This window comes from bacterium, from assembly GCA_021372535.1.
In the GTDB taxonomy this organism is placed as follows: domain Bacteria; phylum Latescibacterota; class Latescibacteria; order Latescibacterales; family Latescibacteraceae; genus JAFGMP01.
This window is the reverse complement of the sequence record JAJFUH010000135.1, coordinates 1-16,877: the sequence shown is the minus strand read 5'-3', so window position 1 is coordinate 16,877 and position 16,877 is coordinate 1. Positions and strand designations below refer to the sequence as shown.

Annotated in this window: 11 protein-coding genes; 8 read left to right on the top strand and 3 right to left on the bottom strand. The window is 47.8% G+C overall.

Annotated elements, in window-relative coordinates:
• The 6 genes from ptsP to LLG96_12310 all read left to right on the top strand — a co-directional run bounded on the left by ptsP (position 1) and on the right by LLG96_12310 (position 9,063).
• Positions 1–1,791: a phosphoenolpyruvate--protein phosphotransferase gene (gene ptsP / locus LLG96_12335; GenBank protein ID MCE5250998.1), complete on the top strand. Its 1,791-nt coding sequence runs from the start codon at positions 1–3 to the stop codon at positions 1,789–1,791.
• Positions 1,792–1,825: 34 nt separating this feature from the next.
• Positions 1,826–2,992, top strand: coding sequence for a methionine adenosyltransferase (metK, locus tag LLG96_12330; protein ID MCE5250997.1), 1,167 nt, complete (start codon positions 1,826–1,828; stop codon positions 2,990–2,992).
• 89 nt (positions 2,993–3,081) lie between these two features.
• On the top strand, positions 3,082–4,332 hold the full coding sequence (gene ahcY, locus LLG96_12325) for an adenosylhomocysteinase (GenBank protein MCE5250996.1): 1,251 nt from the start codon (positions 3,082–3,084) through the stop codon (positions 4,330–4,332).
• A gap of 353 nt (positions 4,333–4,685) precedes the next feature.
• Positions 4,686–5,774 carry a hypothetical protein gene (locus LLG96_12320; protein MCE5250995.1) on the top strand — a complete coding sequence of 363 codons (1,089 nt, stop codon included), beginning with the start codon at positions 4,686–4,688 and terminating at the stop codon, positions 5,772–5,774.
• Between the two features lie 23 nt (positions 5,775–5,797).
• Positions 5,798–7,153, top strand: a complete 1,356-nt coding sequence (locus tag LLG96_12315) for a hypothetical protein (GenBank protein ID MCE5250994.1) — start codon at positions 5,798–5,800, stop codon at positions 7,151–7,153.
• A gap of 386 nt (positions 7,154–7,539) precedes the next feature.
• Positions 7,540–9,063 carry a B12-binding domain-containing radical SAM protein gene (locus LLG96_12310; protein MCE5250993.1) on the top strand — a complete coding sequence of 508 codons (1,524 nt, stop codon included), beginning with the start codon at positions 7,540–7,542 and terminating at the stop codon, positions 9,061–9,063.
• A 267-nt stretch (positions 9,064–9,330) separates the two neighbouring features.
• On the opposite strand, the gene LLG96_12305 is transcribed toward LLG96_12310, so the two are convergent.
• Positions 9,331–10,167, bottom strand: coding sequence for an EF-hand domain-containing protein (locus tag LLG96_12305; protein ID MCE5250992.1), 837 nt, complete (start codon positions 10,165–10,167; stop codon positions 9,331–9,333).
• A 531-nt stretch (positions 10,168–10,698) separates the two neighbouring features.
• On the opposite strand from LLG96_12305, the gene LLG96_12300 reads away from it, so the two are divergent.
• Together LLG96_12300 and LLG96_12295 are read left to right on the top strand one after the other, a co-directional pair.
• Positions 10,699–11,466, top strand: coding sequence for a response regulator transcription factor (locus LLG96_12300; GenBank protein ID MCE5250991.1), 768 nt, complete (start codon positions 10,699–10,701; stop codon positions 11,464–11,466).
• Positions 11,459–12,865, top strand: coding sequence for a HAMP domain-containing protein (locus tag LLG96_12295; protein MCE5250990.1), 1,407 nt, complete (start codon positions 11,459–11,461; stop codon positions 12,863–12,865). The genes LLG96_12300 and LLG96_12295 overlap by 8 nt, the downstream gene beginning before the upstream one ends.
• 52 nt (positions 12,866–12,917) lie before the next feature.
• Here LLG96_12295 and LLG96_12290 read toward each other — a convergent pair whose 3' ends face one another.
• Positions 12,918–14,096: a PLP-dependent aspartate aminotransferase family protein gene (locus tag LLG96_12290; GenBank protein MCE5250989.1), complete on the bottom strand. Its 1,179-nt coding sequence runs from the start codon at positions 14,094–14,096 to the stop codon at positions 12,918–12,920.
• Positions 14,097–14,357: 261 nt separating this feature from the next.
• A partial coding sequence (locus LLG96_12285) for a hypothetical protein (protein MCE5250988.1) occupies positions 14,358–16,877 on the bottom strand: 2,520 nt, incomplete at its 5' end.

Genomic DNA, 16,877 nt, shown 5'->3' with positions numbered 1-16,877 from the left:
ATGATTTTTTCGGAAGGATCGACGGTGAACCCGGCAGCGGAGTCAGAAAAAGGATCGCATGAATTTTCCGGTATCGCGGCATCTCCCGGTATTGCCATCGGGAAAGCCCATATCTATAGTTCCACAGACTACTGGATTGAAGAACGAGATATCGCGCCCGGTGAAATCGATGCGGAAAAAGCGCGTTTTGCAGCCGCAGTGGAAAAAGTCATTCACGATATCAAGGAGCTCAAGTATAAAATTCAGACCCGGGTGGGTGAAAAACACGCAAAAATTTTTGAACCCCACATAATGCTGCTTCAGGACCCGGAACTGATCAAGGAAACAAACGATCTCATCGAAACCGGCAAAAGCGCGGAATTTGCTTTTTTCAGAACGACCCGTAAAATCATCAAGGCATACAAACACGCCAACGACGATTACCTTCGTGAACGGATTGCCGATATTCAGGATATCCTGAGGCGCGTGTACGCGAAACTTGTCGGCAAGGAGTACATGCATCTTGCATCGGTCGAGGAGCCGGTAATCGTTATCGCCTCCAATCTCACCCCATCCGATACATCGAATATGCATGCAGGCAAGATCAAGGCGTTTGTGACCGACTTCGGAGGAATTACGTCCCATGTGACCATTCTTGCCCGGGCTCTCCAGATACCCGCCGTTGTCGGTACCAAGAACGCCTCCAAGACGGTCCGGTCTGGCGATATTGTCATCGTGGATGGCGAAAACGGTATGGTATATATCAATCCCACCGTCAACACCATCGAAAAATTCCGGAAAGAGCAGAAACAGATACTCATAAACCGTCAGGCTCTCGCCGATTTGAAAGAGCTTCCGGCCGTAACAACCGACGGAGTCCGGATCGGTCTGTATGCCAACATCGAATTCTTTGAAGAAGTCAGCGCCGTTCTGGAAAATGGTGCAGAGGGTGTTGGTCTCTACCGGAGCGAATTTCTCTATCTTCTGAGCGATAAAGCTCCTGAAGAGGACGAGCAGTTCACGGCATATTTCAAAGTTGCAGAAAAACTTGCGCCGGACCCGGTTGTTATCAGGACATTCGATCTCGGTGGCGATAAAATCTCCCATATAATCCCGACCGAACCCGAACAGAATCCGTACCTCGGATGGAGGGCAATCCGTCTGAGTCTTTCATTGAGGGAGCTCTTCAAGGTGCAGCTCAGGGCGATTGTCCGGGCTTCCTCACTCAGAAATGTCAAGATACTGTTCCCGATGATTTCCAGCGTCGATGAACTCGATGAGGCGCTGGCGGTACTCGATGAGGCAAAAAAGGAAATAAAGAGCGAAGGTCATGATTTCAATGAGGATATTCCGGTCGGAATCATGATCGAAGTACCTTCGGCTGTGATGATTGCCGAACACCTGGCCAAAAAAGTCGATTTCTTCTCGATAGGCACAAACGATCTGATTCAGTATTCTGTAGCCGTCGACCGCGCGAACGACCGTATCGCGAATCTTTTCGATCCGTTTCATCCCGGTATTATCAAGCTCATAGCAATGACCGTCGAGGCCGCACACAATGCAGGCATCCCGGTCGCCGTGTGCGGTGAAATGGGCGGGAACCCGTCTGCCGCCATCCTGTTTACAGGTCTCGGAATAGACGAGCTTTCCATGATACCGGCATACATCCCTCCGATTAAACGAATAATCAGATTAATACGAAAGGAATATGCCCGTGAAATTGCCGAAAAAGTCCTGAAACTGGAAACAGGCACCCAGGTGAGAGAACTTATTGCACGAGAAATAGAAAAATTAAATCTGACTTCACTATAATCCTTTACCAAAATAATTCATAGAAAGGTTACACATGAAAGGGAACTACACGTTTACATCCGAATCTGTTTCAGAAGGCCACCCCGATAAAGTGAGCGACCGTATATCCGACAGCGTCCTCGACGCCGCTATGGCGCAGGACCTGATGAGCCGCGTCGCCTGCGAAACACTCTGTACGACAGGTCTCATCATCATATCCGGTGAAATCACGACAAAAGCCGATATCAAATACGCCGATGTAGCCCGTCAGGCATGCAGGGACATCGGATACACCGATTCCGATATCGGATTCAACGCCGATAACTGCGGAATACTCGTGTCGATACATCCGCAGTCACCCGATATCTCGCAGGGAATCACCGAGGGAGAGGGATTGTTCAAGGAACAGGGCGCGGGCGACCAGGGAATGATGTTCGGATTTGCCTGCGATGAGACACCCGAGCTCATGCCCATGCCGATACAGCTTGCCCATCAGCTCATGTTCAGACTCGCTAAACTGAGAAAAGCCGGAGATCTCCCCTACATCAAGCCCGATTCAAAATCGCAGGTCACCATTACGTACAAAAACGGCAAACCCGTCCATGTGAATGCGGTAATCGTTTCCACCCAGCACAGCCCCGATGTCTCGCTCGAAAAGATACGGAAGGACATGGAGATCATGGTGATACGGGAGGTCATCCCTTCCGGCCTCATTGACGGCAAAACGAAAATATATGTCAACCCGACCGGACGGTTTGTTGTCGGTGGACCTCATGGCGATACGGGACTCACCGGACGTAAAATCATTGTCGATTCCTATGGCGGAATGGCCCGTCACGGCGGCGGCGCATTTTCCGGCAAGGACTGCACCAAGGTTGACCGTTCCGCGGCTTATGCAGCCCGTTACGCCGCAAAAAATGTCGTTGCGGCCGGTCTTGCGGAGAAATGCGAGCTCGCCGTTTCATATGCCATCGGAGTTGCAGAACCCACGAGCGTCAATGTCGATACATTCGGCACGGGAAAAGTGGATGACAGCGCTCTGTGCAAAGCCATCCATGAGACTTTCGACCTCACTCCGAAGGGGATTATCGACATGTTGAACCTGCGCCGTCCGATTTATGCAAAAACATCGGCATACGGTCATTTTGGCCGTAACGATCCCGATTTCACCTGGGAAAAAACTGACAAGGCCGATGAACTGAGAAAAGCACTTAAATTATGAATAATCTGCCGTACACGTGATACCTGTCACAGATTATTCTCATCGCACCTGCAATAATTAACGAAGACATTAAAAAAAGAAGGTAGAAGATGCCTTACGAAGTAAAAGACATCAAGCTTGCGGACCAGGGTCAAAAAAATATCGAATGGGCTGAACGGCAGATGGGTGCTCTCCTGAAAATCAGGGAGCGTTTTGAAAAAGAAAAACCGCTTGCCGGTCATAAGATCGGTCTCGCACTGCATATAACGAAGGAAACGGCCGCGCTGGTGAAAACGCTGCTTGCCGGCGGCGCAGAGGTTGCCATCACATCGTGTAATCCGCTTTCGACTCAGGATGATGTCGCTGCCGCTCTTGCTGTCGACGGCGTTCCGACATACGGATACAAGGGCGAATCGGTGGACGATTACTATCGTTTCATCAAGGCCGTTCTCGATTTCGGCCCCGATATCACGATCGATGACGGCTGCGATCTGGTAACCGCGGTTCATCTTGACCGTAAAGACCTCATCGGGACCATGGTTTGCGGCTGCGAAGAAACGACAACAGGGATCATCCGCCTTAAATCCATGGAAAAGGAAGGGGCTCTCCTCTACCCCATCATTGCGGTGAATGACTGCGACACCAAACATCTCATGGATAACTACTATGGAACCGGTCAGTCGACGATAGACGGCATTCTCAGGGCTTCGAACATACTGATTACCGGTAAAACGGTCGTGATTGTCGGCTACGGGAACTGCGGTAAAGGAGTATCGCTCCGCGCGAAGGGTCTCGGCGCTAATGTCATCGTCACCGAGGTCAAACCCTTCAGGGCACTCCAGGCGGCCATGGACGGTTTCCGGGTAATGAAAATGGAAGATGCGGCCCCGCTCGGCGATGTTTTCATCACCGTAACCGGGGATCTCCATGTCATCACCGTCGATCATATACGGAAGATGAAAGCCGGCGCGATTCTCGCCAATTCGGGTCACTTCGATAACGAAATCGATGTCAAGGGCCTTCATAAGGCAGCATCCTCACACAGAACCATACGATTCCTGTTCGACGAATATATCGTTGGGGGAAAACCGGTTTATCTGTGCGGTGAGGGCAGGCTTGTGAACCTTGCCTGTGCCGAGGGGCATCCTTCGACTGTTATGGCAATGTCGTTCTGCGACCAGGCACTCGGCGTGGAATACGGTATCAGAAATCAGGGAAAACTCAAGCCGGGTGTTCATACACTCCCAGCCGAGCTGGACATACATGTGGCAGAGCTTCAACTGGAAGCGATGGGGGTTGCCATCGATGTCCTGACACCCGAACAGGTTAAATACCTTAATTCATGGCAGGAAGGAACCTGATTTTATTATTAAACCGGTTATTCTGTCAATTTACCCGGCTATTCGTAAAAATTCAATAGAACGTGGTTTTTAGCGGTTTTTTAATACATGACGGAATTTTTTATTGCATTTATTTCCGAAATAGATAACGAAACAATTTCACATGACCGTCAATCCGAAGTTGTTTCGTTATCTTATCGCTGATAAAATGAGCTGTTTTTTATACCGTCATGTAATTCTATTAATAATATTAATATGGACTGTTGATTATTGCTGATAATAATAATCATTTTTTTTAATTATATGCGGCTTTAGGTTTCGCGGGCATTTTTTACGAATAAACCGGGTTTAAAATCTGAAAAGGAGTAGTGGATATGAAAGTATCGCTGAAACTGTTGCTGTCTCTGGGGATTCTGGTTCTTCTGGTCATTTTTACCAGCGGCTGTGTCAACATATTCGGATTTACATCCAGCAAAGAAAAGACTCCCGTGGAAAAGGCGGAAGCGGAAATACGGGACGGTAATTACGAAAAAGCACGTGCCGAACTCGATGACATTATCGATACGACCGATGATTCCATGGTCATTTACACCTATGCCAAAGCGACGCTTCTCGAGGCCGATGTCAATGTGGCATATCTCGTTGACCTTGTCCAGGGCAATATGAAGGTCAGCGACGGTTTCAATAATCCGCTTTTACAAAAAATCGACACACTTGATGTAAAAAAACAGAACGCCTGGTACGGCGCTAACATCAAGGTGTCGAAGCTTCTTACAAGAATCATGAATAAAGAGACTGTCGGCAATCTCAAGGATGACGATATCGCGCTCGATTATACTGTCTCGACCGTATTGTCAACGGTTCTGGGCCTGCGTGATACCAACCAGGACGGTGTCATCAATTATGCGGAAGATATCAAGCTCGACCTGATTGGCTTCGATAAATCCCAGGGATTTGTTCTCGGAGAAATTGCTAAAGATGAGAATGACCAGCCAATCATGGATACCAGCGGGAAACCGATCAACAAAGGACTGATAGCATTTTTAGGCGGCTGGACACCCAAGGCGGCAAAGGGGGGTAACAGTGCGGAAACGTATATGGCTCCGTCTCCCGATGATATCAACACGCTTGTTTCATTCGTTCTGAGCAAACTCGACGAGGGCGAGGAAGGTATCACATTCCTCATCACCATGTATGCCAATCCCGATGACAGAAAATCCTCGATATCCTATGAAGACGTTAAAGACTATATCGTTGAGATCGGCAAATACGTCAACTATTTCTGGTACAACGACGGTATCGACAATGACGGAAACAACGGTGCGGACGAGGAAACCATCGACGGTATCGATAATGACGGCGACGGTCTCATCGATGAAGATACCGGGTATCATCCGATTGACAGCACCAATATTGTCAATAATCAGTATTACGATCTCTTTTATACATGGTATAATCGATAACACTGTCATAGGGAGATATATTCATGAAGAACAGAGTTTTTTCATGTATCCTTGTATACGCACTCACTCTCAGTTTTGGGGGTACGGCCTTTGCAGTTGATCCAACCATCATGTACCGTAATACCAAAACTATCGGCATGGGCGATGCCAAAATCGCTGGCGGATACGGATATAACGGCTTTATCAACAACCCGGCTCTTCTGGCGCGGGTACCCGTATTACGGTTTTCCATCCCTAACCTTCCCTTCACGCTGAACAATGATTTCTGGGAAACCGCGAAGTTCATCAAGAATAATTCGGATAAATTCCAGGATTATGGGGATTTAACAGAATCAGACAAACAGGAGTTTCTTAAAGATCTCGAAGAATATGACGGCAAATGGTCACGGTTAAGAGTCCAGCCCCTTGTCGATCTTTCGATATCGTTTTTCGATAAAACGGAATTGGCAAAAATTACCGATTCCAAGGAAACGACATACAAAGACGATATGGAATCGGTTCTGAAAGCGATTGAAGCCAATGAAGTTATCTTTACAACATATTACAATGATACCATATCGTTCGGGAAAGTAAAAGACAAACCCGGGATGTACTATGTTTCCGGACTCGACCCGGAATCTCTGAAAGAATTTGATTCATATGAAAAAGCGTATGCCTACTGGACAAAAAAATATCGCAGGCAGATGAACGATGGATTTGGCGTCGGCCTTGCGGTCTTCAATAACACGATGGCCGGCCTGAAAATCGATCGCGGAGTATTCGAACCGCGCGTATGGGGAGAAGGAGATTCCGACACCGCAGTCATACTCGGTTTCGCACAATCCCTGAACATGGTTTACCCGGGACTGACTGTCGGGGTCAATCTCAAGTATTTCGACCGTCGCCATGCAAACATGTTCCAGATCAAGGCAACCGATCTCGGTAACATTCAGGATACCGCGCAACCCATCATCGATGATGCCAAAAACAGCTCGCAGAAAACATATGCCGCAGATATCGGCGCTCTCTGCGAAGTACCATACATCGGCGCGGATGTCGGTATGAATCTTAAATCCCTCGGCGACGGCAGAGGGTCCTCTGTTGACTTCGGAATCGCCAAACACCTGTACGGCGAATCGGTACTGCTTCTTGCCGATTACATCGATTTCCTCGACAACAACCGGGAAAATATATTCAGAAAACTTCATTTCGGCGCACAGTACAAGGCAGATTTTGTTTATCTGAGAGCCGGTATCAATTCCGGTTATCCCACCGCGGGACTGGGGCTCAATGCCAGACTGGTTGATATCGATGTCGCATGGTTCTCCGAGGAGCTCTCGAATGCGCCAGGTGTGGAACCGGATACGCGGTATGCGGCCCAGATTAAATTCGGCTGGTGATTCATACCCATATATTTAGTTATAAAAGCCCTCCAGGCCAGGAGGGCTTTTTTATGCATCATCCCATATTTCACTAAATAAACCCAAACAACGCTTTCATAAGTTGCCATACATGTTATATTATAACAAATTAGAAAGATATGCTAAAAAACGTATAAAAATCTATTATTCACACAATATATAAAAGCGTTGTGATAAACACAATTTACGTGGATATAAGCTGTCAAGGGTCGGCACAAAGTGCCGATTTACATGCCCTTGGCAGCAACAAAACAATACATTTCATTATCGGGCTCGTGAAAAATATACTTTTTCACAGCCCTCATAAGAGCACTATAGATTTACTCCGATATTTTACCCATTACGACACCCCATGATTTTGAAACATGGAATATCAGGCAACAAGAACAGAGAGAAATATGGATATAATACTGGTGAATCCGGGAGGGAGCAGAGAAGGCAGAATTTCCCGGGATTTAGAATATGATGAAGAGTATATGTATCCATATAGCATCATATTGTTACAGAATTATTTACTCAAGCATGGAATTGCGTCAAGGGTTATTGATCTGTACGATACTGATCCGGAAGAATTGTATGGATACTGTAAAAATCTGGAAAAACCACTTGTTGGTGTTACAGCTTTTTCAAATAATGTGGGCTATGCAGTACACATAATAAAAAAAATAAAAAGCATAAATCCATCATCGATTATCGTAGTTGGTGGAAAACACTTCAGTTACTGTCCCGAAGACACCCTGAAAAATGTGAGAGAAATTGATATTATAGTCAGGGGTGAGGGTGAAATCACTTTTTATGAGTTGATAAAGGCTCTCCAATCGGGTAATGATTTTGAAAATATCGACGGATTATCATTGAGAACAGGCACCGGGATAAAGCACAATCCCGAGAGAAAACCTGAGCAAAATATTGATGTTTTTTCTCTTGATTACGGGAAATTGCCCGAGTACGGTTTTTCGAGAGGAGTTCTGCTCAGAAACTATGAGAAGGAAAAAATCCGATCTTTACCGGTGTTTTTAGGCAGAGGGTGTTCTCAGAAATGTGTTTTCTGTTCCTTTAATAAATTCAAGTACCGTGTAAGAAGTATTGACACGGTAATGCAGGAAATTTCCTATTTAAAAGAAACATATAATCAGCGGTATTTTTTTTTCATCGATCCCTCCTTTTGCGAAAGAAGATCGTTTGTCAAAGACTTTTGCCAAAAGCTGATCCGTGAGAAATACGATATTAAATGGTATTGTGAAGCCAGGGTGGATACACCGATAGAATTGCTTGAACTGATGGTGCGTGCAGGGTGTATCAGCATCGATTTCGGTCTGGAATCAGGATCCACCAGAGTATTAAAAGCACTTCGCAAAAACATCAACATCTCTCAAACGGTTGAATTTGCTAAAAACTGTAAGAGACTCGGAATCCGAAGCCTTGTGTTTTTCATGGTTTCACTTCCCGAAGAAACCGAAGACGATGCATATCAAACGCTCAAAATGGCCCGAAAGTTATCCAAATATTGTACCTATCTTACAGTATCACCCCTTAAAATAATTCCCGGAACGGAAATCGAAACGATTGCTTATGAAAAGGGTATTTTACCTCCTGATTTTTCCTGGTATGAAGAGAGATTTTATCACAATTATACAGATTTGGCAGAGAGGAACATACCGCTCTATATTGAAAATTTTTCCGTGGATTTTATCAGAAAAATACTGAGAGAATTTGATCTTATAGCGTTGTCAAATTATACCACATTCGGTGATTTTGTTAAAAGGTCCCTTCGTGGAATTAAAAAGATACCGAACCAGTCATATTCTGAGAACGTTCGAGATATTCGCCGTTTTTACGGAGGACTTTCCGGGAAGATAAGGAGTAAATTCATTCGTTTGCACGTGTAACTCCAAATGTTCGTGGTTTACGACAGTTCGTTTAATTCACGGTCTATCCATACTATATTTAACGTAAAACGCACTGGTGTGATGGCATATAATGAATTATGGCAAATACGGGAAATAATTTTCCCGCATTATCCGGACAGATAAAAAAAGGGCGCTGCGAGGACGACTTTTAACATGCCTCGCAGCACCCTTGAACACGGGGATTATACTGGTATTGCTGGTTATGAGATCAATCAATTTCGCTGTCTGAAACTTTTCAAACGATTGTCATCCGAACAGGTCCATGGACCCATTTCCGGCCGCATCCGTCTGATCGTTGAACATGCTGTAGGCGTTCAGTTTGACCTGCATGAGTGCGACTTTCAGTTCTGATGCATCGATTGAGCCATCTCCGTTCGTATCGATGCTGCTCATCAATGAATCTGTCTCCTCTTCAACAAGGCTTGTCAGGTCCGATTCGGTTACCGATCCGTTTCCCATCATTCCCATCATCGGGGGCGGCCCCTGAGGACGGAACTTATCCATTTCACTCCTGGAGAGGAGACCATCGCCATCGGTATCGGCTGATTCGAATGTCGCATCGATATCGATGGTCATTCCGGTCATCTGGGATATTTCATCGGCAAAAACCTGAAATTCGCTCTTGCTGAGCATGCCATCGCCATCGGTATCGAGCTTTGCAAACATTCTGTCACCCGGATCCTGCATATTCAGCTGGGTCGTTTCACTCGTATCGGAAATGAAATCCAGCACATTGACGACACCGTCGCCGTTCGTATCGAGGCTGTCAGTCGTTTCGGAGTCAGTCATTTCCATCATCGGAGGAAGAGGAGGCGGACCCTGCGGCCGTGCACTTTCCATCTCGGTCTCGGTCAGAAGACCGTCGCCATCAGTGTCGGTCAACTCGAACATTTTATCGGTATCGGGAATAATGTTCGTTTGATCGGAGATTTCATTCATGAGAATCTGAAACTCGTCTTTACTGAGCGCGCCGCTGCTGTCGGTATCGAGTCTCGCGAATTTCTGATCGGTCTGCTTCTGCATATTCACTGCATTCAATCGTGAGTACAGGCTGCTATTGTAACTGTTAATTCCACTTATCATCGTCATTTCCCCTTTCTTTGAGTTTGTTTACTCACGGTGCTTCTTTACGGTGTCTGTTTACTGTATCGGGAATATTCCCCATCATATTAAGTAAAGAATTGTTAATAATTTGATATAGGAATCGATAAATAATCATAAACCTTCGATACCCTTTATCCGTCAAACGGGAACATGGTAATCGCACGGTCATAAATATTGCCAAAACAACGAGCAACGCATGTGCCATACGAGCGATAATTGCCATGAATTAACAAAAATTTACAATGCTTTAATGGACGTTCGGGCGATTGTTCCATATTTTCTTAAGAAATATTGTAACAATGAGATAATCGGGGACGGTACACAGTTCAGGAGAAATGATGATGTTTTTTCACATTTCTTTACAATCGCCCGGTGAATCGCAATCTATCGGATTGACTTGACCAGTTGTGGTCGGCAACTATTACCTTCTCACCATGGCAACAATTGCCCATTTTTTAAAAAACGCTCGCGGAGCCATATCATGTTCGCGAAAGGAATACGGAATCACTGATGGAAAACATTTTAGTAATCGATGATGACAGGGAATTGTGCGAGTTATTAAACGAATACCTTACACCGGAAGGATTCGAAGTTGAAGCGGCATACAACGGCGAAACCGGTATTGAAAAAGTATTGCATAAACAGTATTGTATCGTGGTACTCGACATCATGTTACCCGGGGGACAAAACGGTTTCGATGTACTTCAGCGTATCAGAACCAGGACCGGCATACCGGTCATAATGCTTACAGCGCGGGGTGATGATGTGGATCGTATTGTCGGTCTGGAGATGGGTGCGGATGATTACCTTGCCAAACCGTTCAATCCCAGAGAGCTTCTTGCCCGTATCCGCGCCATTCTCCGACGGTCGAGAACAATGCAGGAGGAGATGACACAAAATCATAGAACAAAAAAATACAGATATGGCGATCTTGAACTTGACTCGGGAGCCCGTATCGTGCTTAAGGCAAACAAAGTTCTCAAACTCACGAACGTAGAATTCCAGCTCCTCGAGAATCTGATGCGTCACAGCGGGAATGTCGTATCCCGTGATGACCTGGCGAATGATGTTCTCGACCGGCCTTTATCGCCCTATGATCGAAGTATCGATGTGCATGTATGCAAACTCAGAAAGAAGCTTGGCGCTGAACCGAACGGATCGGAGCGAATCAAGGCAATCCGCGGCACCGGATATATTTTTGTCTCTTCTTCCTCCTCCGAGGAAGAGACTCCCGGTCGTGAGGATGGATTGCCGGAAGAGGCCGACCATCATGCCTGAGCATAGAATTTTCATAAAAATTTACCTGTGGTTCTGGCTTGCAACGTTTATCATTGTGCTATCGCAGATCACCATAGACAGAGTAACACAATCGGACCAGATGGTCAACCACATGCGGCATCCTATCGGAAATGCCCTGTCACTTTACGGGCAGACAGCCGCGGAAGTCTATGAAGACAAAGGTGTTTCCTCCTTTCACAGTTTCGTCGATCATATAGATAATTCCAACGGAATACAGATTTTTCTTTTTGATGATACAGGGCATGAGGTCGCCGGACACACAGGGGGGACTGAAATCTCGAACCTCGTCAACCTTGCCGAAAAGAGCGGGAGGACAGAGCTCATAATCACCGGAATAAACGACCTGGGAGCTCAACGATTCAGCAGCCGGAGCGGGAAAACATATGTCGTTGCAGGAGAATTCCCCAAACCGCCGAGGAGAGGTGATTTCGGTAAACCTCCAAGAGGAGGTGATTTCGGTAAACCGCCTCCTTTACTGGTGCGGCTGTGTGTTTTCGTTATCGTTTCCGGCGGCATCTGTTACTGGCTTGCCCATTATTTCAGCGCACCGATTATCAAGCTCGAAAATGCAGTCCGTCAATTCGCGGGCGGCAACCTTTCAGTCCGCGTGAGCTCGACAATAGGCAAGAGAAATGACGAGATTTCCGGATTGGCGCAGGCTTTTGACCGTATGGCCGGCCGTATCGAATCCCTGTTGACATCGCAGCGAAATTTACTGCGTGATGTTTCTCATGAACTGCGCTCGCCCCTGGCCCGTCTCAATGTCGCATTGGAACTGAGCCGTCAGAAATGCGATCCGGAAACGGGCAAAACACTTGATCGCATTGCACGGGAAGCAGACAAGCTCAACGAACTGATAGAACAGATATTAACCCTGAATCTATTCGAGTCGGGGATATCCGCGATAGGCATGACCATTGTCGATATCGAAAAGCTGATCCGTGAAATCACCGATGATGCCGATTTTGAAGCGCAGAGCCGGAACCGGGGAGTGAAAGTCGTTGTAAGTGAAGCGTGTACCATACTGGGCAATGAAGAATTACTGCGCCGCGCGGTCGAGAATATTGTGCGAAACGCCGTTCTCTATACCATTGAAGACAGCACGGTTGAAGTTTCGCTCATCAACGACAAGAATGGACATAATAAATCCGTTTCAATAACGGTACGGGATTACGGTCATGGGGTGCCGGAGAATGAAATCGAACATATTTTCAAGCCTTTCTACCGGGTAGGCGAAGACCGTGACAGAGAGTCGGGCGGCGCTGGTATCGGCCTTGCCATCGCAGAAGCGGCCGTGCGATTCCACGGGGGTACGGTCAAGGCATCGAACGCGCCTGGCGGCGGTCTGCTCATCGAAGTTACAATCCCCGCAGCGTAAAGGCGATACACTACAGTCAACAAAAAAGCCCTCCCGCTCGGGAGGGCTTTTTTCAGCCGATGCTCTTCATCGCTTCATCCAGATCTGCAATAATGTCATCCGTATCCTCGAGACCGACCGAAAGTCTGAACAGGTTATCCAGAATTCCCAGCTCATAACGCTCCTCGCGGGTACAATTGTAATAGGTGACCGTTGCAGGATGGGTAATGAGCGTTTCACATCCCCCGAGCGAGGGCCCGATGTAGCAGAGCTTGAGGTTGTCGAGAAACCGTTTTGCATCATTGATATCGCCATTTATCTCGAATGTGACAACGGCGCCGAAACCGTTCATCTCACGTTTTGCGACATCATGGTGGGGATGACTTTCAAGCGCGGGATAATAACAACGTTTTATCTTCGGATGAGACTCCAGCCATCTTGCCACCTTCTCGCCCGATTTGTTGAGCCGTTCCATACGGATACTGAAAGTTTTCAGCCCGCGGATAAGGAGATAGGCGCAGTGAGGATCGATTACCCCGCCCATGATCTTCTGGAAATCGACGATTTCATGGATAAGTTTCTCGCTCCCAAGCACTACTCCGGCCAGAATATCGTTATGTCCCGCAAGATATTTCGTTGCGCTGTGAATAACAATATCCGCTCCGAGTTCGAGAGGCCGCTGATTGTACGGCGTGGCAAAGGTCGAGTCGGAGATTACGATCATTCCGGAGTGACGGCTTTTAATTTCCCTGAGCCGGGAGAAATCCACGATATTGAGGTAAGGATTGGTTGGCGACTCACTGAAAAAGAGACGGGTGTTGGGCCTGATGGCCTTTTCGATCGCCTCGTAATCGCCCATCTTTATTATGGTACGCTCAATTCCCCACTTGGGAAGCCAGTTTTTGCAGAATGACAGCGTCTTTCCGTATGCATCATCGGTGATTATCATGTGGTCGCCGGCTTTGAGGACGGCAAGAAGCGTATTGATTATGGCGCTCATTCCCGAAGCAAATAGTACGGCCTCCTCAGCGCCTTCGAGAACAGCGAGCTTTCTTTCAGCCGCTTTCTGGGTGGGATTCCCGTAACGGCCGTATTCGTACCTGAAATGCTCTTTCTGAGTAAACCGTCTTATTTCTTCGGAATTCTTAAAAACAAACGTCGACGCCTGTATAATCGGGGTGGTAATAGAGTCGTGGGGCTTAAACCTGTCCTCACCCGCATGGACGCAATCGGTTCCCAAATCCTTTTTCATATGGCACTCCGCATTCTTTCACAGATAATGTATTTCATATAGAAACAGTGTGTTATAATTTATTTTCACATGTTTCAACACTTGATTTGTAAAAATATACATAATATTAAACTTTTTTTCAATATAAAAAACACCGCTGTAATTCAATAAAACAGTGTACAGTGATTTCATGGGTATAACAGCGACAGAAAAGCCGTATGACTTTGTGTTTCTCAGGAAAGAATATTGTTTATAATCCATAGCAGAATATTATATTGTGAATCAATGAACCGATACCGCATTCCTTATATATATGACGGAATAATATGTCCCGGTCTTATGACCCGGATATCCGAGGAAATAGGGCTTATCCTCGATGTCACGGTATACGGTGCCTTTCTGCCAGCGGGCGAGCTTCTTCTGGCTGTCGGTGAGCTTGAGATAAATGCAGTGAAGGGCGAGATTACCGTTCCCGTCGAGGGCGATGCCCTGAAGAACCACGTTGGTCAGCCATTCCCCTCCGAGCGTAAGGGTACCGAGGCAAGTTCGCGTCTCCGTTTTCGGGTCCCATGCCATAACCGCCACCGGGCCCTCCTCGCCGTACGACACTCCCCAGTACATGCGGCCGTCCGGGCCAAGCTCGATGCAGTTCATATATCCTTTATCGTCCCTGCCACCGAGGCCGGTGTCGCATATTCTCCGCACATGAAGCTTGCCGTCCTTTCGAACGTCGAGGTCCATCTCCCATGCATCGGGAGCCCAGTTTGCACCGTAGAGCTTGTGCGAACCGACAGGCCCGCAGGCGACAGTGTATGAATGACGGTATTGAAAGCTCCCGTCCGACACGACCTCGTAATCCCTGAGCCTGAACTCTTCGGGATCCCATACAGTCATATAGCTCTTCCCGTCAGGGGTAACCTCTCCGTTGTGGTAGACCCTGCCGGTATCATAGTCGATAGCCATGTATCGGGCGGGATTCCGCTGCGCGATTGAGCCCGCGTTCCAGATACGCCCTGTTTTCATGTCATACACGAGAAAATATACACCCGGAACCGTTGTCCCGTAGATGTACCCCCGGTCGACATCCACGCAGAAACCGACTATTCCGCTCTGCGGCAGTCCGGGGCCGAGATCGAGCGCCGTATCGGTCTTGGGGTCGTAGCTGAACCAGTGGGCCGAATACTCTCCGCCGCGTTTTCCTTCGGGTGACTCGCCGACATCGGGGCGCTCGTCATACCCCCACTCCCACCCCTGTTTCATAGCACCGTATATTTTACCATCGGTGCCGAGACGGAGTTTCGTGTGGATTTTTCCGGGAATCCCCTGCCCTCGACCGTACTGGTGGGTCAGCTCGTCGGTTCTGAAAATGCGCCGCCATACTCCTGTCACAGGATCGAGCTGCACGAGCGATCCGCATTTACCGTAATAAGCGGTTCCCACGTACAGTCTGCCGGCCTCATCGAACTGGATCGCGGTATATCCTGAGCCTCCCTGATATTCGGAAGGTATGGGGAACACCTCGGCTTCGAGTTTTTTTGTATGGCCGGCAAATTTGTCAGGAATTTCACCCCGTTTATTGGCAAAGAAGTACGGTTCCATGATTTCAGATTTTTCCCACTCCTTCGGCTCGCCGGGGGACAGCACCCAGAGATTCGCCACACGCTCGGTTTCCGCCATTACGATGGTGCCGTCCGCGGTACAGACGATGTCGCTCATGGGCCGTTTATTGAAAGCCTTGACCGCCGGATAATCGACCTGGAATGTCTTTTCACAGGGATTGAAGCACCAGAAACGGCTGACACCGTCCAGATCGCCGCCGTTGATGCCGTAAAGACAACCGTCGAGAGGCGAAAAGGCAAGTCCCATGACCTCGATTGCCCGTATGGGCTTGCCGTAATTCCTGACTTTGTTCGCGGACGGATCGAATTCGATGATATACCCATCCGATGAACCCATGAAGAGCACCCCGTCACGTTCGACTATTTCGTCGACGCGGTTCCAGTACTGCCGTCCGGGAACACCGGGAATGTAAGCAGCCGCCGTAAAGCGATCTGCGGGTTTTGCGATACGGGGATCATACCTGATTATCTGCCCGTTCCAGCCGGAGGTATAGAGGGTGCCGTCGGACATCACATGCATCGCTCTGGCGATAATCTTGTTGTTGAATTCCCCCTCGCCGGGAGTAAAATCGGTCAGGTCTTTCACCACTTCGGCAAAATTCACCATGTGGTTCGAGACAGAGGTATATGTTGTCCCGAATGTTATGACCTCAGTTGCGGCCTTTTTGATGTCGTAGATGAAAAAGCGCCCGGACGGCGTGGTTAAGCCATAGACAAGCCCGCGCCGGTTGTCCATCGCCATAGTATGGATTCCTTCCCCCTCGACCGGGATACCGAGATCGGAAAGGGCGGGTTTTTCGCTGTTTATACCGGTGATTCTGTAGAGATGCCCGGTATTCCATGAGGCATCGAGCCGATAGAGATTGGCATCATCGAGTTCGTACGTTCCGCCGCGCTTCCGTCCCTCGAACCAGAGCTGGCGTTTTGTGAGCATCGTTCCGACATACATGGTGGAGCCGTCAAGCACCATGCCCTTTAAAATCGTGTTGGGGCCGTCAATTGTCGCAAGAATTTTCAGATTTCCACTGCGGGGTTCGAACCGGAATATATGGCATTTGTCTCCCGATGTCGCTCCATATACGACATTCCCATCGGCGATGAGAATGTTCGTCGAACGCTCGTCGGCAGGGATACCCCTGTCCCTGAGATTGACCTGTTCGAGCTTATTATATGTCATTGTTTC

What these genes read in the sequence shown, in the direction of transcription:
- LLG96_12305 (MCE5250992.1), bottom strand. Translation starts at nt 10,167, where the DNA reads ATGATAAGTGGAATTAACAGTTACAATAGCAGCCTGTACTCACGATTG.
- ahcY (MCE5250996.1), top strand. Translation starts at nt 3,082, where the DNA reads ATGCCTTACGAAGTAAAAGACATCAAGCTTGCGGACCAGGGTCAAAAA.
- LLG96_12290 (MCE5250989.1), bottom strand. Translation starts at nt 14,096, where the DNA reads ATGAAAAAGGATTTGGGAACCGATTGCGTCCATGCGGGTGAGGACAGG.
- LLG96_12310 (MCE5250993.1), top strand. Translation starts at nt 7,540, where the DNA reads ATGGAATATCAGGCAACAAGAACAGAGAGAAATATGGATATAATACTG.
- ptsP (MCE5250998.1), top strand. Translation starts at nt 1, where the DNA reads ATGATTTTTTCGGAAGGATCGACGGTGAACCCGGCAGCGGAGTCAGAA.
- LLG96_12300 (MCE5250991.1), top strand. Translation starts at nt 10,699, where the DNA reads ATGGAAAACATTTTAGTAATCGATGATGACAGGGAATTGTGCGAGTTA.
- LLG96_12295 (MCE5250990.1), top strand. Translation starts at nt 11,459, where the DNA reads ATGCCTGAGCATAGAATTTTCATAAAAATTTACCTGTGGTTCTGGCTT.
- metK (MCE5250997.1), top strand. Translation starts at nt 1,826, where the DNA reads ATGAAAGGGAACTACACGTTTACATCCGAATCTGTTTCAGAAGGCCAC.
- LLG96_12315 (MCE5250994.1), top strand. Translation starts at nt 5,798, where the DNA reads ATGAAGAACAGAGTTTTTTCATGTATCCTTGTATACGCACTCACTCTC.
- LLG96_12320 (MCE5250995.1), top strand. Translation starts at nt 4,686, where the DNA reads ATGAAAGTATCGCTGAAACTGTTGCTGTCTCTGGGGATTCTGGTTCTT.